Origin of the sequence: Schauerella aestuarii (assembly GCF_009866805.1) — a bacterium.
Lineage (GTDB): Bacteria > Pseudomonadota > Gammaproteobacteria > Burkholderiales > Burkholderiaceae_B > Schauerella > Schauerella aestuarii.
Window position 1 is genome coordinate 1 of sequence record NZ_SIZW01000039.1, and the last position, 24,562, is coordinate 24,562.

Annotated in this window: 17 protein-coding genes and 3 tRNA genes; 1 reads left to right on the forward strand and 19 read right to left on the reverse strand. The window is 58.7% G+C overall.

What is annotated here, in order from left to right; all coding sequences use genetic code 11:
• The 14 genes from EYW45_RS03095 to cspE form a co-directional block, all read right to left on the reverse strand.
• A partial coding sequence (locus tag EYW45_RS03095; RefSeq protein ID WP_235938738.1) for a GTP-binding protein occupies positions 1–219 on the reverse strand: 219 nt, incomplete at its 3' end.
• A gap of 98 nt (positions 220–317) precedes the next feature.
• A tRNA-Thr gene (locus tag EYW45_RS03100) sits at positions 318–392 on the reverse strand.
• A 25-nt stretch (positions 393–417) separates the two neighbouring features.
• Positions 418–491 (reverse strand) — tRNA-Gly (locus EYW45_RS03105).
• A gap of 186 nt (positions 492–677) precedes the next feature.
• Positions 678–764, reverse strand: a tRNA-Tyr gene (locus tag EYW45_RS03110).
• A gap of 230 nt (positions 765–994) precedes the next feature.
• On the reverse strand, positions 995–2,161 hold the full coding sequence (locus EYW45_RS03115; protein ID WP_161133926.1) for an iron-containing alcohol dehydrogenase: 1,167 nt from the start codon (positions 2,159–2,161) through the stop codon (positions 995–997).
• 33 nt (positions 2,162–2,194) lie between these two features.
• Positions 2,195–3,580 carry an aldehyde dehydrogenase family protein gene (locus EYW45_RS03120; RefSeq protein WP_161133927.1) on the reverse strand — a complete coding sequence of 462 codons (1,386 nt, stop codon included), beginning with the start codon at positions 3,578–3,580 and terminating at the stop codon, positions 2,195–2,197.
• A gap of 58 nt (positions 3,581–3,638) precedes the next feature.
• Positions 3,639–5,027, reverse strand: a complete 1,389-nt coding sequence (locus EYW45_RS03125; protein ID WP_161133928.1) for a glutamine synthetase family protein — start codon at positions 5,025–5,027, stop codon at positions 3,639–3,641.
• Between the two features lie 169 nt (positions 5,028–5,196).
• Entirely contained in the window at positions 5,197–6,216 is a 1,020-nt protein-coding gene (locus EYW45_RS03130; protein WP_161133929.1) for an asparaginase, read from the reverse strand.
• A complete protein-coding gene (locus EYW45_RS03135) occupies positions 6,209–7,135 on the reverse strand; it encodes a ParB/RepB/Spo0J family partition protein (protein ID WP_161133930.1) in 927 nt (308 codons plus the stop codon). The genes EYW45_RS03130 and EYW45_RS03135 overlap by 8 nt, the downstream gene beginning before the upstream one ends.
• Before the next feature lie 23 nt (positions 7,136–7,158).
• Complete coding sequence (locus EYW45_RS03140) at positions 7,159–8,028, reverse strand: GNAT family N-acetyltransferase (protein WP_161133931.1); 870 nt, start codon at positions 8,026–8,028, stop codon at positions 7,159–7,161.
• 11 nt (positions 8,029–8,039) lie between these two features.
• Positions 8,040–8,837, reverse strand: a complete 798-nt coding sequence (locus EYW45_RS03145) for a ParA family protein (RefSeq protein WP_161133932.1) — start codon at positions 8,835–8,837, stop codon at positions 8,040–8,042.
• Positions 8,834–9,520, reverse strand: a complete 687-nt coding sequence (gene rsmG, locus EYW45_RS03150) for a 16S rRNA (guanine(527)-N(7))-methyltransferase RsmG (protein ID WP_161133933.1) — start codon at positions 9,518–9,520, stop codon at positions 8,834–8,836. Before rsmG ends, EYW45_RS03145 begins: the two co-directional genes overlap by 4 nt.
• Positions 9,521–9,522: 2 nt before the next feature.
• The gene (mnmG, locus tag EYW45_RS03155) at positions 9,523–11,439 is read right to left on the reverse strand and encodes a tRNA uridine-5-carboxymethylaminomethyl(34) synthesis enzyme MnmG (RefSeq protein ID WP_161133934.1); all 1,917 of its coding nucleotides are present in this window, start codon (positions 11,437–11,439) and stop codon (positions 9,523–9,525) included.
• A 5,104-nt stretch (positions 11,440–16,543) separates the two neighbouring features.
• On the reverse strand, positions 16,544–16,750 hold the full coding sequence (gene cspE / locus EYW45_RS03160; protein ID WP_161133935.1) for a transcription antiterminator/RNA stability regulator CspE: 207 nt from the start codon (positions 16,748–16,750) through the stop codon (positions 16,544–16,546).
• Between the two features lie 525 nt (positions 16,751–17,275).
• Here cspE and EYW45_RS03165 point away from each other — a divergent pair.
• On the forward strand, positions 17,276–18,442 hold the full coding sequence (locus EYW45_RS03165) for a pyridoxal phosphate-dependent aminotransferase (protein WP_161133936.1): 1,167 nt from the start codon (positions 17,276–17,278) through the stop codon (positions 18,440–18,442).
• Positions 18,443–18,698: 256 nt separating this feature from the next.
• Here the strand turns inward: EYW45_RS03165 and EYW45_RS03170 are convergent, their stop codons facing one another.
• The 5 genes from EYW45_RS03170 to EYW45_RS03190 all read right to left on the reverse strand — a co-directional run bounded on the left by EYW45_RS03170 (position 18,699) and on the right by EYW45_RS03190 (position 23,910).
• Complete coding sequence (locus EYW45_RS03170) at positions 18,699–20,225, reverse strand: tripartite tricarboxylate transporter permease (protein WP_161133937.1); 1,527 nt, start codon at positions 20,223–20,225, stop codon at positions 18,699–18,701.
• A complete protein-coding gene (locus EYW45_RS03175; RefSeq protein ID WP_161133938.1) occupies positions 20,222–20,659 on the reverse strand; it encodes a tripartite tricarboxylate transporter TctB family protein in 438 nt (145 codons plus the stop codon). The genes EYW45_RS03170 and EYW45_RS03175 overlap by 4 nt, the downstream gene beginning before the upstream one ends.
• Positions 20,660–20,675: 16 nt before the next feature.
• Positions 20,676–21,680 (reverse strand): Bug family tripartite tricarboxylate transporter substrate binding protein, encoded by a 1,005-nt coding sequence (locus EYW45_RS03180; RefSeq protein WP_161133939.1) that lies wholly within the window; start codon positions 21,678–21,680, stop codon positions 20,676–20,678.
• 105 nt (positions 21,681–21,785) lie between these two features.
• Complete coding sequence (locus EYW45_RS03185) at positions 21,786–23,243, reverse strand: sensor histidine kinase (protein WP_161133940.1); 1,458 nt, start codon at positions 23,241–23,243, stop codon at positions 21,786–21,788.
• Entirely contained in the window at positions 23,236–23,910 is a 675-nt protein-coding gene (locus EYW45_RS03190) for a response regulator (protein ID WP_161133941.1), read from the reverse strand. The genes EYW45_RS03185 and EYW45_RS03190 overlap by 8 nt, the downstream gene beginning before the upstream one ends.
• Positions 23,911–24,562: the final 652 nt, after the last annotated feature.

Here is a 24,562-nt window from a genome sequence, read left to right on the forward strand (position 1 = left end):
TTCCGTTTCGTACTCGACGTGTGCCGTGTTGATCGTGATACCGCGTGCCTTTTCTTCCGGAGCCGCGTCGATCTGGTCGTAGCCGCGGGCTTCGCCGCCGAACTTCGCCGATAGAACCGTCGTGATCGCCGCCGTCAACGTGGTCTTGCCGTGGTCAACGTGACCGATCGTACCCACGTTCACGTGCGGTTTGGTACGTTCAAACTTACCTTTTGCCATGGCTGAACTCCTGACAGTGGATTGACGTTTCCGGGTGCCGGCGAGGCATCACCGGAATACGGCGATAGAAAGAGAAGGAAAAGACGCGCTAAAAAGAGTGGTGCCCATGACGCGGATCGAACGCGTGACCTCTCCCTTACCAAGGGAGTGCTCTACCACTGAGCCACATGGGCAAATTCTTGATCTAGCAAAAAACGTTGGAGCGGGTGAAGGGAATCGAACCCTCGTCGTAAGCTTGGAAGGCTTCTGCTCTACCATTGAGCTACACCCGCGCCGATTGGATTCACCGCCACTGCCCCGCACCCATCGCCGCACATTCGCAAACTCGCGCGATCCGCAAGATGACGACCTTGGTTGGAAATCGAGTTTCCTGGAGGACAAGTCCTCCCAAGGCCGCTGCTCTCAGGCGCAGTCAGGCTGGCGCAATGGCAAAACGATGGATGTTGAAACAGGCTCTCTGGTGGAGGAGGTTGGATTCGAACCAACGTAGACGCAAGGTCAACAGATTTACAGTCTGCCCCCTTTAACCACTCGGGCACCCCTCCAGCGGAGAACCTCAAATTATGGAGAGTTTCGATGCCCGTGTCAAACCGGTATGGGGGAAATATCGTGATTTCCTGCAAATTTTTTGCTGGAGCGTGAAAAAAACCCCACGGTGCCTGTTTTCGGCCGCGCGATTGGAGACGAAACAGCTCGACGACCACCCTTCACCGTTCAACGTACGGCGTCCGCCCAGGACGCCCTACCTCGGTCGCGCGATCCCTGGTCCTGCAGATCACCGCATGCGCCCATGCACCGCATCTTCAAATAGCGTCCGATAACGTGCCGCCCCCAGATCGACAGGATTGCTCGCGGCCGACGGATCGGCAGCCGCCTCTTCGCTGACGACCGCTGCCGCATCCGCATGGATGTCGATCTCGGCCAGCGTGTGTGCGATACCGAAGCGGCGCCGCAGGTCCAGCACCCAGTCGATCACGCCTTGCGACGACTCGTCGGGCAAGCGGAGATGACGCGCGAGACGCGATAACGGCGCTTCGATCGCTTCACGATTGGCTTGCAGCACGTACGGCATCAGGATCGCGTTGAGCAGCCCGTGATGGGCGTCGTAGCGCGCGCCGAGCGGATGCGCGAGCGCATGCATCGCCCCCAGCCCACGCTGAAAAGCGGTTGCGCCCATGGCCGAGGCGACCAGCATGTAATAGCGCGCCTCCAGATCCTGGCCGTTTTCGACCGCGCGCGGCAGATAGAGCGAGATAAGCCGCATGGCTTCCAGCGCGATGCCGCTGGCCATTGGGTGAAACCCCGGCGCGCAATACGCTTCGAGGTTGTGCGACAGCGCGTCCATTCCGGTGGCCGCGGTCAAATGCACCGGCAAACCGACCGTCAACTCGGGATCGAGGATGACCAGGCCCGGCAACATCTTCGGATGAAAGATAAAGCGTTTGCGGTGCGCGGTTTCATCGGTGATGACCGATGCCCGTCCCACCTCCGATCCGGTGCCGGACGTCGTGGGCACGGCGATAACGGGCACCATTGCGGCCACGTCTACTCGCTCGAATTGCGAGCCCACATCTTCGTAATCCCACAGCGCGCCAGTCTGGTGCGCCATCAAGGCGATTGCCTTGCCTGCGTCCAACGCCGAACCGCCGCCAAAGGCGATCACGCCATCGTGCCGGCCGTCGCGCAGTACGGCCACACCGTCGGCCACATTACCCGATGTGGGATTGCCCTTGATGCCGTCAAAGCACGCGACGCGCAACCCCGCTGCACGACACGCCTCGATCGCACGCAGCACCATCGGCTGCTTCGACAAACCCGGATCCGTGACGAGCAACGGTGCCGTCATGCCTGCCGCGCGGCAGTACTGCGGCAGTGCGTCGATACGGCCCGGCCCGGCCTTGATAGCAGTGGGATAGTTCCAGTCGCCATTGGGCAAACTCATGATGCATGACTCCTTCTTGCGGGCGGCGCGCGCTCAGGCACGCAGATGGAAAGACTTGGGCTGCGTGAGCGGTCCGAACCCCAGAATCGACAGCGACACCCCATTGCCCGATTGTTTGACGCCCGTCCATGCCAGTCCGGGGTCGAGATAGTCGCAACGGTTCATGAAGACGGTGCCCACGTCGAGTTGCTGACCGAGCGTGATGGCAGTGGGCATATCGCGCGTGTAGATCGCTGCGGTCAGCCCGAAATCGCAGTCGTTGATCGCCGCCATCGCGGCCGCGTCGTCGTTGATCGGCATCACGCACGCGACCGGGCCGAAGCACTCTTCGCGCATGATCGCCCACTGCGTATGCGGCACCGTCAACAGCGCCGGGGCCACATAGGCGGTGCCCGGCTGGGCCTTTTTGAACCGCGCAGCATCGATCGTGTTGACCGCGCCCTGTGCCACGGCCTGCGCCACCGCAGCGCGTACGCGATCGGCCGACGACGCACGCACCACCGGCCCCAATGTGGTGTCCGGCGACATCGGGTCGCCCAGCACATAGCGCGATGCCAACGCCGACGCGCGCTCGACGAAATCGTCGTACACCGTACGCGCGACGAAGATGCGCTGGATGCCGCAACACGACTGTCCTGCATTGAAGTACGCGCCATCGACGATCGACTCGACCGCCGCCTCGACATCTGCGTCGGCACGCACGTACGCCGCGTCCAGGCCGCCAAGCTCGAGACCCGTGCCAATGAAGCGACCTGCCGCTTGCGTTTCGATGGCTACCCCACCCTGCACCGATCCGGTAAACGACACATAACCAATCTCGGGCGAACGCATCATCTGCGCCACTTGTTCATGCGTGGCATGCACAAACTGGAAAGCGCCCGCCGGCACGCCTGCGCGCACGAACGCCTCCACCACACGCTCAGCACTCGTGGGCGTCTGGTCGGAGGGCTTGAGCAGCACGGCATTGCCGGCGAGCAATGCCGGCACGATGCTGTTCACCGCAGTCAGCAGGGGGTAGTTCCACGGCGCGATGGTCAAGACCACGCCGACGGCATCGCGCGTGATGAAGCGCGTAGCGCCATCCTTGGCGGGCAGTTGGATCGGCGCAAGCGCTTCTTCGGCCAATCCGATCATGTGCCGCGCGCGCTCGCCGAAGCCCGCGATCTCACCCGGCGTCTGCGAAAGGGGACGGCCCATCTGCAGCGTGATGTCTCGCGCCAGTTCGGCCTCGTCCGCGAGTACGTTGTCCACCCCTGCGCGAATCAGCGTCATACGCTCGGCAAGCGTCAATCGTCGCCAGTCTTTCTGCGCAACCACTGCGTGGGCTATCGCCCGCGCGAGCTGGTCGTCGCTCGCGTAGTCTCGCGCAACAACCACGCGGCCATCGATGGGTGAGACGGTTTGCATGCGGGACATCATGACGGCTGCTCCTGATTGGCGTCTGAAGGGCGGCGTGCATCGACGCCGGGCGCACGAACTAGATGATTTCGAAATACCGCGCCATTTCCCAGTCGGTGACATGACGGCGGTATGCGTTCTCTTCCCACTCGCGGGTGGCGGCGTAATGATCCACGAAGGCATCCCCAAACACGGTGCGCGCCGCACTCGATGTTCGCAGTCGCTGTGCGGCCTCCCACAACGTCAACGGCAACTTCAATTCAGCAGGAAACTGCTGGTCGTAGGCATTGCCGGTCACGATCTCGCTCGGGCTGAGCTGCTGCTCGATGCCATACAGTCCCGACCCCAACGCGGCTGCCAATGCGATATACGGATTGGCGTCAGCCGAACCGATGCGCACCTCCACACGTTGCGATTTCGGACCGCCTGGAATCAAGCGTAATGCGGTGGTGCGATTCTCGGCGCCCCACGTAGCATCGAGCGGTGCCCAATACCCCGGCACAAGGCGCGAATAGCTATTGATCGTTTGCGCATACATCGCCATGAATTCCGGCAGATAGCGCTGCATGCCGGCAATGAACGCGCGCTGCGTGGCGCTCATCGAATACTCGGCACCTTCCTCGAAGAAAGCGGACTTGCCCGTCTTGCGATCATTGAGCGACACATGAATGTGGCCGCTCTGCCCCGAATGATCGTGCGACCACTTCGCCATGAAGGTCGCCATCAAATTGTTCTGTTGCGCGAGTACTTTTGCGAATGTCTTGAACAGGAAGCCCTTGTCGGCTGAGGCGCCCGCTTCATCGAATGCAATGGCCGCTTCCAGCACACCGGGACCGGTTTCGGTATGCAAGGACTCGATCGACATGTCCATGCGTTCGCACATATCGAGCAGCTGATGGTAGAAGTCGCTGTTGACGGTGCTGCGCAGCATCGAATAGCCGAAATTTCCCGGCGTCCAGTTTTTCAAATTGCGATAATTTTTCTCGCGCACGGATTGCGGCGTTTCGTCAAAAACAAAGAACTCGTATTCCAGTGCTGCGAAGGCGTCGAAACCCATGTCCCGACCGCGTTCGATCACGCGATGCAACAAGCGCCTGGGACAGATCTGCGCCGCATCCTCGACGAATTCGGCGAGAAACAGCAACATCTCCTCGCCGCCCGCACCGCGCTCCAGCGGCAGGCGGCGCGCGCTTTCGGGCACGATACGCAGATGGGCATCGGGATACGCGGTATGCCACCCGGTATAGCGAACGTTGTCGTAGAGCTGATCGTTCGAATCCCAACCGAACACGACGTCGCAAAATGCCAGACCCGAGTCCAGTGCCGATAGAAACTTGTCGCGCCGCATCAGCTTGCCGCGCATGATGCCGTCGATATCGGAGAGCCCGATCTTGATGTGCGTCAGGCTGCTTGCTTCGACCAGACGTCGAGCGTCTGCGACGGTGTGAATCCCTAGCTGCTGTGGCATGGCTCGATCCCCTTGTGCTGTGTGGACTTCGCGGTAAACCGCAGCAGCCGAGCGCGTGGCTCGGCTGCGGGTCTATCGGAAGATGTTGCCACAACGCACACGCGATCGCGCAACCGTGACGTGAGGAGAGGTAACGCCAGGTATGGGAACGGCGCGGAGGCGCCATGCCTCAGGCGCGCAGAAACGCGTCCTGAATGAATTGCGGTGGATGGCCGGCGAGCAGGCACAGCATCAAGAGGATGCGCGCCTTGGCAGGATTGAGCCACCCTGCGGCGACGAACCCCATGGCATCGTCATCGACTTCGATGTTGCGCGCCACGAAACCGCTGCCGGTACGCGTTGCCCGCACGACGACCACACCGCGCGCCACAGCGCGCGCCATGCCGGCCATCAGCGCATCCGTGGCATACCCCCCACCGACGCCCGCCAGGACGATGCCTTGCGAACGCACTGCCGCCTCGTCAACTGCGTCGCCTTGCGCATCAGCGTGCGAATAGACGATTTCGACGCGCGGCCACGTGTGCGCCGGATGCTGGCGCACATCGAACCGTGCCGCAGTGGGTGTAAAAGCCGCATCCAGGGCCGGTGCGACGTGGGGCGCCCAGATCGGCTGCACGCCAGCAACCACGCCCAGACGCGCACCGTTAGGCGATGCAAAAGCAGCCACGCCTGACGACGCCATTTTCTGAACGCCTTGTGCCGCATGAATCTCGTCGTTCATCAGCACCACGGGGCCAAAACGCGCCACGATCTCCGTTGCCGCAAGCGCCACAGCCTGATACAGATTGGCAGGCCCGTCGGCGCTCATTGCCGTCGCCGGCCGCATTGCCCCCACCAGCACCACCGGCTTGGACCACGGTAGCGCGAGACTCAGAAAATAGGCGGTTTCTTCAAGCGTATCGGTACCGTGCGTGATGACCACGCCATCGATATCAGGATCGGCCAACAGCGCCGTCGTCCGTGCGGCGAGCAACGCCCACACCGCGTGCGTCATGTTCTGGCTGCCGACGCTTGCCACTTGCTCGCACGACAGGTCGGCAAGCGCGGCCAGGCCCGGCACAGCCGCGATCAAATCATCGGCGTTCAGACTTCCGGCGGTGTAGCGTCCTGCCTGAGTCTCGGACTGCGCGCCTGCGATCGTGCCGCCGGTAGCCAGCAACACCAGGCGTTTGCGACGCAGATCAGGCATCGACCACTCCGGAGAGCCCCTGCTTTTCAAGCAAAGCATTCAGATGCTCGAATCCGTGAAAATCGATCACGATCTGACCACGCTCTTTCGTGCCTACTTTCAGCGCAACCTTGGTACCGAGGTGGTCCGACAGCGCCTCTTCCAACCGCGTCAGATCGCGCGACGCGCCGCCGTTCGCCTTTTTCTTCGTCGTAGCGTCGCCACTCTCCTTACCGGCACGGGTAACGAGCTTTTCAGCTTCTCGGACCGACAAGCGTTTGGCGATGATTTCGTTGGCCAGCTGGATCTGCGTGGCCGCATCCACAGCAAGCAGCGCGCGTGCATGGCCCATGTCGACGTCACCCGCGAGCAACATCGTCTGCACAGGCTGCGCCAGATTCATCAACCGCAGCAGATTGCTGGTAGCCGAACGGGATCGGCCGATCGCCTGCGCGGCTTGCTCGTGCGTCAGGCCGAACTCATCCAGCAGACGACGCACACCGTGCGCCTCTTCAAGCGGGTTCAGATCCTCACGCTGGATGTTCTCGATAAGCGCCATGACGGCGGCATTCTCATCGGCCACCTCGCGCACGAGCACCGGAACTTCCTTGAGCCCGGCCAACTGAGCAGCGCGAAAACGCCGCTCACCGGCAATGATTTCATACTCGCCCGGCAGCTTGTCGCCCAACGCGCGCACCAGGATCGGCTGCATGATGCCTTGCGTACGAATCGACTCGGCCAGCTCGTTGAGCGCGCCTTCATCCATTCGCGTACGCGGCTGATACTTGCCGGCGCGCATCTTCGACACCGGCAATACCGAAGGCGGGCCCTCTTTCTGCGCCACATTCTTGTCATTGCCGAAATTGTCGATGGCGGGCATATCCGCGCCAAGCAACGCGTCCAAACCGCGTCCCAGACCCTTGGGTTTTCTGGTGGCCATGATGTTCCTTGAGAATCTCTCTGTTATGGGGCTGCGGTGGGCGCGGCGTCGTTCGCCTGGGGCAGGCTCCGATACCAATAGGCATACATGTCGACAAAACCATAATCGGCGTAAAGGGCGCGCGCCGGCACATTGTCGGGCTCGACCTGCAAATACGCTCGCACAGCGCCGCGCGAGCGCGCCGCCGACAACAACGCGGTCACGACCCGGCGCGCGGCGCCTTGCCGACGATGCGCACGATGTGTGACCACGTCGAAGATACCGACCAGATCATCTTCGCGCGCAGCCATTCCGCATGCGATCACCTGCTCGGCAGGATCGCGCAAGACGACCATGTCGATGGCCACGGCCAGGCCGGACAAACGCCCGGCATGCGCGGCAATATCGGCTGCCGACGAACCCCGCATGTCGCCCGCCGCCGCCGCAAACGCAGGTGCGTCGAGCACCTCGATGCGCGCATCGGCAAACGCACGGCCAACGGGGTTGAGCACGATATCGGCCGAAGGCGCGGTCAAGCTCATGGCCATGACACGCGTCTCGCTTTCGGCGGCAAACCCACGGTCGGCCAATTCGCCATCGAGCGTGTCGTCTGGGCATATCGACGTCAAGCGAAACTGGATCGGCAACTGACGCTCGGCAAACCAGGCTTGCGCGAATCGCAGTCGGCGATCGAGCGAACCCGCGGACGCGCCGATCACATTGACGCAGCGCATCCGCCTGAAAGGCCCGGGTGCACCGCGCACCAGCCAGCCATCGTGCAGCACCTGCTCGCGTACCGCGGTCGCGTTCAATGCGGCCTCTTCCAGACGCGCACACACGGCCTCCGGCGACATGGTCGGCAGTGCCGGCGATATCGCGGTATTGGGAAAGGCGGCGGTAGATGCAGACGTCATCGTGCGATCGCTCAGTCGAGGGCCTTGACCCGCTTGATCAGTTCTTTTCCGAACGCCAGGTAGGCCTGCGCGCCCCGCGAATTGCGGTCGTAGACCACTCCCGGCATGCCGTGACTGGGCGCTTCGGCCAACCGCACATTGCGCGGCACCACCGCCTTGAACACCTTGTCGCCAAAGTGCGCTTCGAGCTGCGACGATACTTGCTGCTGCAACGTCATCCGCGGATCGAACATGACCCGCAACAAGCCGATGATGCGCAGGTCGTCGTTGATATTGCGATGCACGCGCTTGATGGTGTTGACCAGGTCGGAAAGCCCTTCCAGTGCAAAATATTCGCACTGCATCGGAATGATCACGCCATGCGCTGCCGCCAATCCATTGAGCGTCAGTAGCGAGAGCGTCGGCGGGCAGTCGATCAACACGAAATCGTAGTCGGTACGGATCGTATCGATGGCCATCTTCAATTGCCGCTCGCGCTCTTCCATCTGCACCAGATCCATTTCGGCGCCGGACAGTTCGCGATTGGCGGGCAGAACGTCGTACTTGCCGCTTTCGGATCGAACGCGCGTCTGGGCGATCGTGGCATCGCCGATCAGCACTTGGTACAGGTTGGATGTCAGCCCGCTTTTGTCGATGCCGCTACCCATCGTGGCGTTGCCTTGCGGATCCAGGTCGATCAGAAGCACACGCTGATTGTGGATGGCCAACGACGCTGCCAGATTGATGGCAGTGGTCGTTTTACCAACGCCGCCCTTTTGATTGGCAATGCAAAATACACGGGCGGTCTTGTTGGGCGGTACGGCGTTCATGTGTTTCCTTGAATGCGGCGCATCGAGATGAGACAACGTTGCGCAATGAGTTCCGGCACCGTGAGCGACTCGACGTGATCGATTTCCCACACACCGGCTGCGCGCACGGACGCCATCTCCTCGTGCGGCGTCTTGCCTTTCATGGCGACGAGGGTACCACCCTGCGCCACATGCGGGCCGCCCAGCGCAGCGAAATCATCCAGCGAAGCAAAGGCCCGCGAAATCACGGCGTCGCACGCGGCAGGCGGCAGGGTTTCGACGCGCGCATGCTGTGCACTGAGATTAGGCAATTGCAATGCACCGACCATCTGGCGCACGAACGCGACCTTCTTCTCGACGGCATCCACGCAACAGACAGCCCAGGCGGGGCGCATTACCGCGATAACGACGCCAGGCAAGCCGCCGCCCGAACCCACGTCCATAATGCGCGCAGCGGCCTTCTCATCGCGTCCCAGCAGGGCCGACAATGGCGCGACCACGGCAAGACTGTCGAACAAATGCTGAATCAACATCTGCTGCGGGTCGCGAATGGCGGTGAGGTTATAGGTGCGATTCCACCGCATCATCTGGGACATATATCCCAGCAGCTTGCGGCATTGATCGTCGGTAGGTGCAAGCTCCATCTGCGTGCATGCCTCACGCAGGCGTCGCTCGGCTTCGGCGCCCAGAAAAACATCTTCCATCCTCAAGCCGCCCGCTTGCGTGCGCCGTATTGCAAACGCTTCAGATGGATCAACAGAAGCGATACGGCGGCAGGCGTCATGCCGGACAGGCGCGCCGCCTGCCCCACAGTTTCGGGCAAGTGCTGCTTCAATTTCTGGCGCACTTCAAAAGACAAGCTGGTCACCGCGTCGTAATCGATATCCTTCGGAATCGGCTGCAATTCCTGGTGCACATGTTTCTGGACTTCATCGAGTTGCCGCGCAATATAGCCGGCGTACTTGATCTGGATCTCGACCTGCTCGGCCACATGCGGATCTTCCACTGCCGTGCCGGCAACTGGTGCGCCATCGGCGTGCTTTGCGGCCATCAGACTGTCGTATGTGACATCAGGGCGTTTCAGTAAATCTGATAGTGAGTACTCACGCTCGATAGGCTTGCCAAGAAGAGCGGTTGCCGCTTCAGGCGAATACATTTTCGGGTTGACCCACGTGGTGCGCAGACGTTCGACCTCGCGATCGACAGCGTCGCGCTTGCGCTCGTACGCCTCCCAGCGCGCGTCGTCAACCAAGCCCAGGCGACGCCCGATCTCCGTCAAACGGCGATCGGCGTTGTCCTCGCGCAAACTCAAACGATATTCCGCACGCGACGTAAACATACGATAGGGTTCCGTCACGCCTCGCGTGACGAGATCATCCACCAGCACGCCTAAATAGGCCTCATCGCGACGAGGCACCCACTCGTCCCGGCCCAGCGCGGCAGCGGCGGCGTTCAGCCCCGCCAGCAGACCTTGCGCAGCAGCCTCTTCGTAGCCCGTCGTGCCATTGATCTGACCGGCAAAATACAAACCACTGATCGCTTTGCTTTCGAGAGATGCCTTCAAACCGCGCGGATCGAAGTAGTCGTACTCGATGGCGTAACCCGGTCGCAAAATATGGGCGTCGGCCAAACCAGGAAGCGAATGAATCAAATCAAGCTGCACGTCAAACGGCAAGCTGGTAGAAACGCCATTCGGATAAATCTCGTGCGTATCCAAACCCTCAGGCTCAAGAAATACCTGATGGGAATTTTTATCCGAAAATCGCTGGATCTTGTCTTCAATCGACGGGCAATATCGCGGCCCTACCCCATCGATCACGCCGGTGTATAGCGGCGATCGATCCAGGCCACCACGAATGATGTCATGCGTGCGTTCGTTCGTATGGGTAATCCAACACGGTACTTGCCGCGGATGCATTCCCACGTTGCCCATGAACGAAAAAACGGGAATGGGGTCAAGATCACCTGGCTGCTCTTCGAGTACCGAATAATCAATCGTGCGTCCATCGATACGTGGCGGCGTCCCTGTCTTCAACCGACCTTGGGGCAGCTTCATTTCTCGCAGCCGCTGGCCCAGCGACGTCGCCGGAGGGTCACCCGCTCGCCCGGCCGCATAATTCTGCATACCCACGTGAATCAGACCGTTCAGAAACGTACCCGCCGTCAAGACAACGCGATGAGCACGGAATACCAAACCAATCTGCGTTTTTGCACCCACCACGCGATCCGCCTCGACGATCAGATCGTCAACGGCTTGCTGGAACAACCAAAGGTTGGCTTGGTTCTCGAGGCGATGGCGAATCGCCGCTCGGTACAAAACGCGATCCGCCTGAGCACGCGTCGCGCGAACTGCTGGCCCCTTCGAACCATTCAACGTTCGAAACTGAATGCCCGCCTCGTCCGTCGCAATCGCCATCGCGCCGCCGAGCGCATCGATTTCACGCACAAGATGCCCCTTACCAATGCCGCCAATGGAGGGATTGCAGGACATCTGTCCGAGCGTCTCAATATTGTGGGTGAGCAAGAGCGTCTTTGCTCCTGCGCGTGCCGAAGCTAAGGCGGCCTCGGTACCGGCGTGACCGCCACCGACAACAATGACGTCGAACTGTTTGGGATATTGCATGATTGAAGAGCGTTTCTCGCGAGTGTGAGCAATTATAGATTGGGCGAGGTTCCACGGCTATAACGCGTTTGTTTCACGTGAAACGTCCAAAGGATGAATGTTCCACGTGAAACATCGCAAGCATCGTGGAACGGCGTTGGCAGTACTCGTTATGAGTTCGCCAACTCAACTGATAAAAAATGACGTTGCACGGGCTAGCTCTAGATAAACCGAGAACAACGGCTCGTCGAATGATGGTTGAATAGATACAGACACTCATCGACTTGTTCCACGCTACACATCACACGGCGATGCATCGCGCCGCAGTGGCGTAAAGCTAACCGATGGTTAGCGCAGGAATGTTTAGCGCATGAATGAACTACTACAGCCGCACCACCCGCACGTCCCTATAAAGGCGCCGATGAGAAGCGTGGCATCTCGGCTATACACTTGGTCCGTCGAACCATGCGCGGGAGACCTAGACGGAAAGATTTCACCAGAGCCCTGATGCCGTAACCTGCATCGCAATGGCCGATGGGCGAGATACCAATAAACCGTGGTGAATATATGGTGCTCGTCAATGCAAATCTTCTATCTCGCTTCACAAGTTTAACATCGGTCCAGCATCTCACCGATCCCGCGCCGATGCCTTCTACTCGGCAGGTGAACGCCATGGCGCCACCTGTACCACCATGGCAGCACCTCCGGTTCCTTCGCTGGTGTCGGATCGACTAGCACTCGATACCCGAAGACAACCCGCTGCAGCGCAGTGTCGCGCAGTGCTCGCCTTGCGCACGTGCTCAACGTCCCGGTCGTATTAAGTGGCATGCCTCTTAATATGAAGAATGTATTGTCAACGGCAACTCGCTCCTCTACTCCGTCTTCGAGCTTGAGCAACTCCACGACGTTTGTCTTAACGCGTCGCGCAGCAACGAGCGGCGGAGCGACCGACCACAGCCGAAGGCAACTTCCGCTTAAAAAAGGACAATTATTTGGCCTATACCTAGGCATAGGGTCAAACAATGACTCTTTTGCGCATACCTTTTTCGATCTTGAGTCGAACACGTTGCGATTTTTAGGTGGCGCCGGCGAAGCGAAGCGGCTACCTGGCAAACCGTGGCCGAAAAAGAGTGTCGCCGCATCGACCAGCGACGTTAGTGCTGGCGATCATTCGGGAGCCGTTACCTTCGTCCCGCTCTCGAGGTCCCCGCGTACTCCAACGATGCTTTAGAGCTGGATCGAACTAGGCATTGGCTAGCTCGTATACGGGCAAGCAAACAATCTAAGATCATTCAAGCGGCGGCCTGGTATCTCAAGACTCAGGCCCTGCAACTCTCACCATCCTAATAGGCTAATACAAAGCCAATCTATGGTTCGCCTCCAACTTGGTTTCACGTGAAACATCGGTCGTGAGACGTTGAGCGTGAATCCCGATCAGGCTAGTCCTGGTCGGACCGCAGGCAAAGTGCCAGCATCTCGGTCGCGAAACAAGCGCGATATTGCTTGAAAACTGCTAAGGGCCGGAACACATCCACGTTCGTTGAACTCCCTGAGAAAGCAAAATGCCTCAGTGGAGCATCGCTTCTAGCGACGAATTAACCGGCATTGGTTACTCAATGCCTTCGGGCAGTTCCGAGCAGCGCATATCCCGCTTACTAGTTGCCTCGATGAGAGCCTAGATATCCAAGGCGATTATTTTCATGCCAACGTCGTGAAGAAGTGCCAAACCGACCGTGTAGATCCACAGTGCTAGGTCCTCAGTGCCATAGTTTGTTGTGGGCAGCGACTTCCGTCCGATACTTCATCGCAATGAGCATGTGACTACCCAGATTCGCCCTACCGTCGACCTAATCGTCATCGCTAGGAAGGTAAGTGTTCCACGTGAAACCGCGAACCTCGAGTAATTATGGCAGCGCTAAAGCGAAGAGCATCGGTTCGATCCCTCCGTCGGCGTGCACCGTGTTCCACGTGAAACACCGGCCTCGTGCTGAGGCACATAACCGTCTAACAACTAACTGCCTACGTGTCATTTATCTGCCGGTCCTAACCCATCTGAGTCGACAGCCCAAATGATCGATACCTGCCCGACGACGATGAGAAGACGTTGATCGCGCAGCCAGACTCTGCCTGCCTTCTTGTTGACCCTGGCGGTGTCACGATCGAAAAATCGCTGTCACCGAGACTTGCAAACATACCGAGTAAACGCCATCAGGCCAAAGTGGCTTTATAGGTCGCGAATGAACGAAAGCGCCGAAGAAGCTTGAGACACATCCAACGAACAACGCAATATGTAGCTAACGCCACATTGTGAAGATCACGGAATCAGAACACGGTAGAAATACTCTATATGAAGGCCGGCCTCGGTCAATTCCTAAGCCGCCGACCTTGTACAGCACTTGATTCTTGCGAAGGCCAGCGACGTCGATGATGGGGCTCCTATCTTTATGGATTAAGCCCCCGCCTCGGCAAGACTGTGTTCCTCTGCATGCCTTTCCGTCCGGTCCTCCACCCGTTTGACCGTTGTGTCTCACCGCTGTGTCACCACGATGCCACACCCAATTTGTCTGCCGACATCGTCGGCCAATTTCCGATTCCTGATTCACCTTTCCGCCTTTGCCTCTCCGCGTCGCCAGCCCATTTTCTCCAGACATAGCCGCATCAGGCCCAATCAGCCCAACGATCGCGGCCCGGTAAAGCCTCTCGCCTTATAGCGCCGATCGTTGAACCGCCTATGACTCCGCCCATTGAAGGCTCGTTATAGGACGCAATCATTGAATCCGCTGGATCGTGCCGGACGAAGTCAAAGCCAACCATCCACCCATTTGACTGCGATGCGCGTTTTCGCGTCTTCAACCAATGCATGCAGATCAAAATAAGCCGTCGATCAATAGACAAAGCGGAAGTTCTGTCGTGCACGACTGCTCGAATTGATCGCAAACATCGCAGTTAGAACGCATTTTGACGCTACGGTTCACAACAATTAAACCCAAGCTTTCGTGAGCTGCAATGGTCACATGTGCAGCCTTCCTTCCCCCGCGCTTGATCTCGCACGAGGCTGGCGATCCTCAAACCTCTAGAGAGGCTGACGGTAATTGGCGAGAATATCGTTCAAAATCGGTCGCATGCTTAGCAGACAGGCGGCCGACGAACGCTGCCGCCTGAATGAGACATGTCCGGATGCGCATCACGCACACGCTGTCGCCAGAAGAATCGTCGTTTCAGTCACTTCATGGTTGGCGACAAGAAGCTGCCAGGGCTGGGCAGCTCATCAATGGTCGATCGAGCGTCAATCATCCAGCATTCTCATTCACATGGAACACCGTTAAACATTCCATGCGAGCTCGAGATCTAGCAGATTCGACCTGAAAAAGCACATCATCCTTGTGGCTGATATCCGGCTGAGCAGTACATCAAAGCTGGAACTTCACAACACCTCGGATCCGATGGGAATGAAAAATCGCCATAGATCGCTACAGCGGATGGCGTTCAATGTTCTTCATGTTGGATCGCCTCATCTACGCCAACGCTTTGCAAATGACGACACCAACATCCATGAAGCAACGGTGCGTCGACATCCAGGGTTGGCGACGGAGATAGAAAGGCCTGACCTGGTTAGTGCCTCAAATCGTCCAACGCTGACGGAATGCAGGAGAGCCATGAACTTTGACGAACATCAGGCGCGTCCCCCGTCTCGCGTCGTTCGCAACGCTTCCGCCGTATCCCCGCTGGCGTCTGCGAGCAAGACTGCATCGAGACAGAAGAAAAGCATGTCGTTCAGCACTTGGCGCACAAGCTTGCCTGAACCAGCGTTACCCTCGTGAAGCTGACGCTTGTGAGAGCCTCAATACTGAGGCATAGCGATGGCTTGGGAAATTGACCAGGCGTCGCCAGCGTGAGGGGGAAAACAACTAGCCAAGCGCGATCAGTCTTCGAAGGGCAAAACGCATCGGTCGCGATCCCGACATCCGTGGTGAAGTAGGCCTACTCAATATCATCCCCAGTCGGACGATCACAGCGACCTATGGCATCAGTCCACTAAAATCCACGGAAGCTGAGGATCTGATGCAACACAACGATGCCGATACGAAGCGCCCTCAAAGGAGCCCGCTACTTGATCCAGACCGGTATCAGGAGCGCGACCGCTGCCACATCGAGGACTCAGACGACTCATATCTAGGTGCTCCCCTGATTGGAAGGTCGAAATGACCATGAATCATTCGAATGATTCGAATCGTCCAATCTGTTTGAATTCTCCAAGCTAGCTGTCCGCAGGTCACCGCCAGAACAGCATCGATTGAGGTCTACGCGCTAGCCGCGACAAGTTAAAAGGCTTTGGAAACGTAGCGTCTCCTGACGCCACGCAGCGAGACGAGTTCACCCCTATCGGTCGAAAGCATCCATACCGGAAATAATAAAAAAATACGATGCGCACTTATTGCACAGCATCATAAACACCCCCCAAATAAATACTCACTGGGGATAACTTTGTGAACAACAGCCTCGGCTCACCGCGCTGCCCAGACGCCGTAAGCGCGCATTTCACCCCTGCAGAGCAGGATCTGCAGCAGATCGATGTCTTGGAGCGCGTGCTGCGGGTGTGGGCAACAATGAGTGTGAGGAAAACCTCCTTTCGACGCCTATTCCCATTTTGAACCAGAATTGCAGGGCTTTTCGCACATAACGATGCATTTTTGGCGTATCCAGAGTGTCCAAGTGCCACTTAGCCATAGTTCCGCCCCACGACGACGCACAATCGGTAGCGATTGCATGAACAGCAATGTCAGAAACCGTACCGTATTCATAAGCATCCAGGGCTGTGCTCGGAGATAACAGAGGGCCTCTTCACAGCGAACATAATTCTGTGGGTAACCAAGTAGACGAATATACGAAGCCGTCCGGGTCCTTATACGCGTCAGGATATATCCACAGAGTTATCCACAGCACGTCGCCGTCGGCGATAACTGCGTAGGGGGAGACCTGGACCGTGCAGGACCAATTCTTCTTAGGCGGCGGCGGACCAAGCTGATTTGAGTTAGTGATTACTAACCCGACAGACGAAAAAAGGCCTCGGTATTATCCGAGGCCTTCCAGACGTGGGTCTGGTCCCCTTGTTGCCCGACCGCGATTAGAGCGGGCGGATCTCGGAGGCTTGCGGGCCCTTGGGGCCTTCTTTGACCTCGTACTCGACTTCTTGTCCTTCATCCAGGCTGCGGTATCCCTTGCCTTGGATAGCGGAAAAATGAGCGAACACGTCGGTGCTGCCATCTTCCGGGGTAATAAAGCCAAATCCCTTCTCGGCGTTAAACCACTTAACCTTGCCCTTCTGACCCATGCTCACATGCATCCTCTAAAAATCCGCCGCAAGAAAGCGTGCAGACAATCGCTACATATGCGATCAATTGTTAACAAGAATACTCATGCCGGCAACGTAGCCCTATTGCTGTTTTCCCTAAGTCGCGCAGACGCGACATCGGGCGGAAAGCCGCAGCCACGCAGCGTTTGGCAATCATTCGCAATGTTGCGAAAGTCGCAGCATCTGGGGATTTAACCGCTCACGACCTGAAGGCTATCGAGCTTTAAAAAATGGCACAGGGAGCCGAGGCAAACAAATCTAAGTGGCCATGCTGGCACTTCAAATGGCGTGCCTCTTCCGCCTCGCACCTCGTAAATGCCGCTGCGCCGCGACAGAGTTGCTCCCGCAAACGTATGATCCGGGGTGACGACTCCTGATGCGCCCGTTGGCCCTCTTTATTCGATGCGGCCATCTTTCGGCAACGCCATCTAATATTTGCATCCCTATTCACTGCATCCCTACTCACTGCATCCCTACTCACTGCACCTCAACTCACCCATCGACATGCTGCAATCCAAATTGCCGGACATCGGCACCACCATTTTCACGACGATGAGCAGGCTGGCGCTGGAACACGGCGCCGTTAATCTCGGCCAAGGTTTTCCAGACTTCGAGCCCGATCAACGTTTGCGCGATCTGGTCACGCAAGCCATGGGCGAAGGTCACAACCAATATCCGTACATGCCAGGCGTGGCGCCACTGCGTCAGGCGATCGCGGCCAAGGTGTCGGCACTCTACGGTCATGACTACGATCCCGATACCGAGATCACAGTAACGAGCGGCGCGACTGAAGCGTTGATGGCAACGATTCTTGCCGTGGTGCACGCCGGCGATGAGGTTGTCGTGATCGAGCCGTGCTACGACGCTTACATGCCGTCGATCAGGCTGGCAGGCGCGACACCGGTTGCCGTGCCATTGCGCGCGCCCACGATCGAAGATCCGTACTACCGAGTCGACTGGCAACGGGTACGCGACGCCATTACCAGTAAGACGCGCCTGCTGATGTTGAACTTCCCGCACAATCCGACGGGCGCGGTGTTGACCGACACCGACTTGGATGCGCTGGAAAGGATTGTTGAAGATACGGGCGTGCTTTTGATTTCTGACGAAGTCTATGAGCACATCGTGTTCGATGGCGTGGCACATGCCAGTCTGGCACGACGTCCGATTCTTGCCGCGAACGCATTCATTATTTCGTCGTTCGGCAAGACCTATCACACCACCGGTTGGAAAATTGGCTATTGCTGCGCGCCGAAAGCCTTGAGCGCCGAGTTGCGCAAGGTGCACCAATTTATGGTGTTTACGGTGTCCTCGCCCATGCAGGTCGCCCTCGCCACGTTCATGCAGGATCCCGCACCCTACCTCGATCTGCCTGCCTTCTACGAGGCCAAGCGCGCGCATTTGAAAGCAGGCCTGGAGCAGACACGGTTCGTGCCGTTACCCAGTCCCGGTACGTTCTTCATGCTCGCTGATTATTCGGCCATTTCGGACCGACCGGAAGCTGAGTTCGCTCAATGGCTGACTGTCGAACATGGCGTTACGGTAATACCGGTATCCGCCTTCTACAAACAACCGGATGCAGCGAGCTCGAATCATCGCCTGGTGCGTTTTTGCTTTGCCAAGCAAGACAGTACGCTCGACGCCGCAGTAAAACGACTGAAGGCGGTTTAAACGCTTCCTGGCTCGGACAAATCAGGGGCTCGCTACGATCAGCGTCAGCCCCTGCTTTAGCCCGGCCGCAGCTCCAGAGCAGTCCAGAGCAGTCCAGAGCAGTCCAGAGCAGAACAACAACAACAACGCAAACACCCCACGGATCGGATGTCAGTCCAACCCGTGGGGTGTGCATTCATGCAGTCAGCGATCCGCAGACGGCGACCTTGAGACGCCGCGCTTCGGAAGTACTTCCTCGCGTGCCGACTTCACCGAATCATTCCCCGGCTGGATCGACAGGCAACTTGCGGCGCATACGCCGGAAGATCTGCGGCAATACCACCACCGCAATCGCCGCGATCCACAATCCGATGGACACCGGACTTGAATACAGCACGGCCAAGTCGCCGTTGGTGATCGAGAGCGCGCGACGCAGGTTCTGCTCCATCATGTCACCAAGCACCACACCCAGCACCAGCGGCGCCATCGGCACTTCAAGCTTGCGCAGGAAATAGCCTATCGCGCCGATAATGGCGACCAACAACAGATCGAAAGTGCCGGAGTTGATCGCGTACACACCGATATAACTGATGCACATCACGCCAGGAACCAGCAACCACGCAGGCACCGACAGCACTTTCGAAAACACGCGCACCATCGGCACGTTCATGATGAACAGCAGCACGTTGGCGACGAAGAGCGAGGCGATCAAACCCCACACCAATTGCGGCTGCGCATCGAACAACACCGGGCCCGGAGTGATGTTGTAAAGCGTGAGTGCACCCATCATCACTGCGGTGGTGCCGGAGCCCGGCACACCCAACGTCAGCATGGGTACAAACGAACCGATTGCCGATGCCGTGGCAGCCGCCTCAGGTGCAACCAATCCACGCATATCGCCCTTGCCGAATTTGGCATTGGGATCGCGTGCTTCGGTGATGCGTTTTTCCTGCGAGTACGCGACAGCCGCAGCCACGCTGGCGCCGGCGCCCGGCAACACGCCAACCACGAAGCCGATCAACGCACTGCGCGCAACGGCAAATTTCGTGAACATGATCTCCGAAAAATTGAAGAGTTTGCGTCCGCTCGGTTTCACTTCCACCGAGTTGCCGCTACTCGATTTGTCGAGCATTTCAAGCAATTCGCTCACGGCAAACAAACCGATCACGACCACGACGAAATCGATGCCGTCGGCCAAGTGCACCGAGTCGAACGTGTAGCGATACACACCCGAATTGGAGTCGACACCGATAACGGAAATACCCAAACCGATCATTGCCGCCAACACGCCCTTCACGGGTTGTTTACCGAGCAAGCTGGTCAAGCAGCAGAACGAAAACACCATCAGTACAAAATACTCTGCCGGCCCAAACGCGAGCGCCCAACGCGCGAGAAATGGCGACAGCAACGTGATGCCGAAAACCGAAACCGTTGCGCCGCAAAATGCCGACCACGCCGACAGCGACAGCGCCACATTGGCAAGACCTTGCCGCGCCAATGGATAGCCGTCGAGCGTGGTCATGATGGCGCTGGCTTCGCCCGGAACGTTGAGCAGAATGGATGTGATGCGTCCGCCATATTCCGCGCCAACGTACACCGCCGCCAACAAGATCAGCGATGTTTCAGGGGGCAGGTTCATGGCGTAGGCGATCGGAATCAGCATCGCCACGCCATTGATGGGACCCAAGCCGGGCAACACGCCGACGATGGTACCCAGGAACGATCCAATGGCTGCCACCAGCAGATTGGTGGGGCTGAACGCTACCCCGAAGCCGATCGAGAGATGATCGAGAATGCCGCTCATAGCAGACCTCCGAGAAGTCCCGTGGGCAGGACCACGTCCAGCACCTTGTCGAACAGAAGAAAGAACGCCACGCCCATCACGATGCCGCCGATGGCGCTCTTGACCCACGTGCCGTCGAAGAGCCGCGCCACCAGCACCGTCATGATGGCGGTGGCGATGATGAAGCCAAGCCACTGGAACAAAAAGGCGTAGCCCAGCGCCACCGCCATCATCAAGGCGATACGCGTGTTGACTCCCGGCGCCGCAGGTTCAACCTGATTGCCGCCCTTGAAGGCCAGCCGCAGGCCGCACAGGCCGATGATGCCGGCGATCAACATGGGAAAGGCCCGCGGGCCCACCGGCTCATATGCGAAGGGGGCTTCGATGTCCCAGCCCGCCCACGTCATGAACGCAGCCAGGCAGAGGGCGAGAATGCCCAAGATTCGATCATTCATGATGGCGTGACCCGCGTTATTTCTTGAGCAGGCCGAAACTGTCGGCCAACTCGGCGTAAGTCTTCACCTGTGCTTTGACGTAAGCGTCCAGATCGGCACCGGTCTTATCGAACGGGAACAAGCCTTGTTGTTCGCGCAGTCGTGCAAAGTCGGGGGATGCCATCGTCTTCTTGAACGCTTCGATCCAGAAGTTGTACGCCTCGTCGCTCACCTTCGGACCCACGTAGAACCCGCGAATGATCGGCCACACGATGTCGTAGCCTTGTTCCTTGGCCGTGGGCACGGTAGCCAGTTTTCCAGGCAAACGCTGATCGTTGAACACCGCCAGCACACGGATCGGTGCACCGCCTTCCAGCATCGTGAAGGCTTCTGCTGCATCGCCCATGTAGGCCTGGATGTGGCCGCCACGCAGCGCCGTGACGGCCTCGCCGCCCCCTTCGAACGCCACGAAGCGCATCTTGCGGAAATCGACGTTGGCTGCCTTGGCCGTCAACGCGGCTTTCATCCAATCCTGGCTGCCCACGGTGCCACCCGCACCAAGCACGATCTTGGTGGGATCCTGACGAAAGGCTTCCATCAGGCTCTTCAGATCCTTGTGCGGCGAATCGTCACGAACGACCGCCACCCCGTAATCGGTGCCGATGCCGGCCAGCCAACGCACGTCGTTGACGTTGTAGCGGCCGAACTTGCCTTGAGCGAGGTTCAACAGCGAGCCCCCCGAAAAGGCCACGATGCTGCCTGGTTCATCGGGATGCTGAGCGACGACGTTGTTGTAGGCGACTGCGCCGATACCGCCCGGCATGTACACAATTCGCATCGACGCTTTGAGTGCTTCGGCCTTTTTCAGACTTTCCTGCGCGAGGCGGCAGGTGAGGTCAAAGCCGCCCCCGGGTTGCGCAGGTGCGATGCATTCCGGACGACGCGGTTCTTCGGCCGCGATTGCGGGGGTCATCGCCGTCAGCGCGGTTGCGCCAGCAAACGCCATGGCTGCCGCCAGGCGCAATGTTGTCATTGCCTGCATTGTGTCGTCTCCTCAGTGGCGCGCTCATTGCGCGTCGGGCTATGTCGCGATGGCTTGCCGCCACCTCGGGACGAACCGTACAAAACCTTTGCTTTCGGTTTCCTTTCAAATCGCCATATTTTCGTTGCGCAGTGCAGCAGTCCGTAGGGGAGCAAGGGAAAACGCTAGGTTCACCGCAAGGCCTTGGGGCGCGCGCGGCGCGAAGGTGAGCGTTGCGCCATGCGCATCGGCAATCGTCCGCACGATGGCCAGCCCCAATCCCGCGCCAGTCGTATTCTTACCTGCGGTACCGCGACGGAAACGTGCGCCCGCTCGTGCGATATCGCTCTCGCTCATTCCTGTGCCCTCGTCGTCCACCGTCACCACGACCTTGCGAGTTGTGCACATGATGCGAACAGTCACTGCCCCCTTGCGAGGGCTGTATCTGATGGCGTTATCCACAAGGTTAACCAGTGCCTCGCGAAGCAGCCATTCCACGCCCCGGATCGATACCGCCTCATCCGGCCGGTCGAGTCCAAGATCGATCGCTTTCAAGCGCGCCACGGGTAACAGCGATCGAACCACGCCATCGCACACCTCGCAGACGTCCAGCATTTCGCCGGCAGTCTCCAACATGCTGCCAATCGAAGCATCACGCGCACGCGCCAGGGCCAACAACTGGTTTGTGGTGCGCACTGCACGATCGAGGCCGTCCTGCATGGCGACGAGCGCCAGGCGCGCCTCTGCGGGATCCTTCTCGCGCATGGCGTACACCACTTGGGTACGCAACACGGACAAGGGCGTTCGCAGTTGATGCGATGCGTCGTCGAGAAACTGACTTTGGAGGGCCGCCTGGGCCTCATAACGGGCCATGTGGCGGTTTACTGCGGTAACGAGCGGCTGCACCTCTGCAGGCACCTCCGAGCCGCTGACGGGGCTTAAATCGTCCGCAGGCCGATTCTCGACTTCCTGCCGCAATCGCTCGAGCGGTCTGACGGCAACGACGACTCCGAACACGATCAGCACCACGCTGAACACAATGACGAACAGGTCGCGCTCAATCGAACGAAACAAAATCGCGTTCGTGAATGTCTGGCGGGCATCGAGACTTTCGGCGACCTGCACGATGACTCGCCCTCCGGCGTCGTTGTACAGCGGCGGATTCATGACGCGCGCCAGCGCCGCCACTCGAACCGGTTCGCCTTGATAGACGTCGTCGAAGAAAACAGGCTCACCGGAGCGCAGCGGCGCTTTGGGCATGGGCAAGCCAGGGTTGCCGATTTCGGCCAGCGTATCTTCGGTCGATACGCGGAAGTAAACGTTGCCGTTCGCGGTCAGCTCAAAAAATTCCAACAGCAAATAGGGCTGCTCCATTGCCAATCCGCCACTGGCTGTGGATATGTTGTGATCGATTGATTTCAAGGCGCCGGCCAGTGATCGGTCGTAGGCTACGTCGACCAAATCGCGCAACTGGGCTGTGGATAACCACAACGCGCCGATCAGCACGGCAACCAATGCCGGCACGATTGCGCGCAGCAGTTGCCGCCGCAGGCTTCGCGGCGCTTTTTCGCCAACTTCAGCCATCGGTCGTTTCCAGGCTGTAGCCCATGCCGCGCAAGGTGACGATTTGAACCGACGTGGTAGCCAGTTTCTTACGCAGCCTGTGGACAAGTACCTCTATCGCTTCGAGGTTGATCTCCGAATCATCCGACACGATGCGATCGAGAATGTGTTGCTTGTTCATCGGCTCTCCACTGCGCTGAATAAGCACCCGCAGAACAGCGTGCTCGCGCGGCGAAAGCGCCATAGGCTGACCGGCAACGGTGAATCGCTGAGCCGCCGTATCGAAAACCAAGTCCCCCAGACTCAGCCGCGGATGCTCTTTTCCGCGACTGCGCCGTATCAGCGCCATCAAGCGCGCTTCCAGTTCTTCGACCACAAACGGTTTGGGCAAAAAATCATCGGCGCCTTCATGCAACGTCCCGATTCGTTCCGCCAAGGAATCGCGTGCGGTGAGAACCAACACCGGCGTGCGGTCGTCCCGAGCACGCATTTTTGCCAACAGGCTATGCCCATCGATATCGGGCAGGCCCAGATCGAGCACGACAGCATCGAATTCTTCAACTTCGAGCCGTTTGAGTGCAAGAAACCCGGTATCGGCCCAATCGACAACGAAGCCTGCATGGCGGGCAAGACTTCGAGACAGCCAGCGGGCAAGTTCCGCTTCATCTTCGACTAGCAGGATGCGCATGTCGTGAATTCCGGTTTGGCGCGACAGAACATCATCGTCTCTTCCTTTCTTTTATATATATAAACCTAGTAGTGGATGATAAGGCCTGTGGATAACTACCTTAACGTTGAATACCTGAGCCTGTTCAACACGTTAGCGTGCTTTCGCGTTGTGGATCAGGGCTGTTTAAATTTGAGGACGAAGAGGAACAAGTTTTACGGTCGGCGAGAAAGACAGGGGTTGTTGATAAGCGATCCACACGCTGTACACACCTGCGTCACTTAGACGTTATCCACAGGCGGTTCGCACGAAGCGATAGGGGCGAGCACGCGGACGCATTCCCCCCTCAAGCGTCACTTGCAAAGGCGCTACGCCTACATCAGCAGAGATGGGCGCAAAAAAAGGGGCATCAGCGCGATCGCGCCCTACGGGCGTTTCAGGCATCCCTATGGCGTGTCCTCTCTATGCTGATGGCTGCTCAAAAGGTGGTCAATGGCGTTTGCTGACACGCCGCCGCCGGTCACGTATCGGGAAAAGGACGCGGAACGCGCCAGAGGCCCTTAGAACGTCTCCAGATCGAGATCTGAATGGTCTGATGCCACAGCAGCGCATCAGCCATCGCAGATGGCTAAAAATGGGCAAATGTTGAGCAGAAAAAATTTCTTCTGCTTGC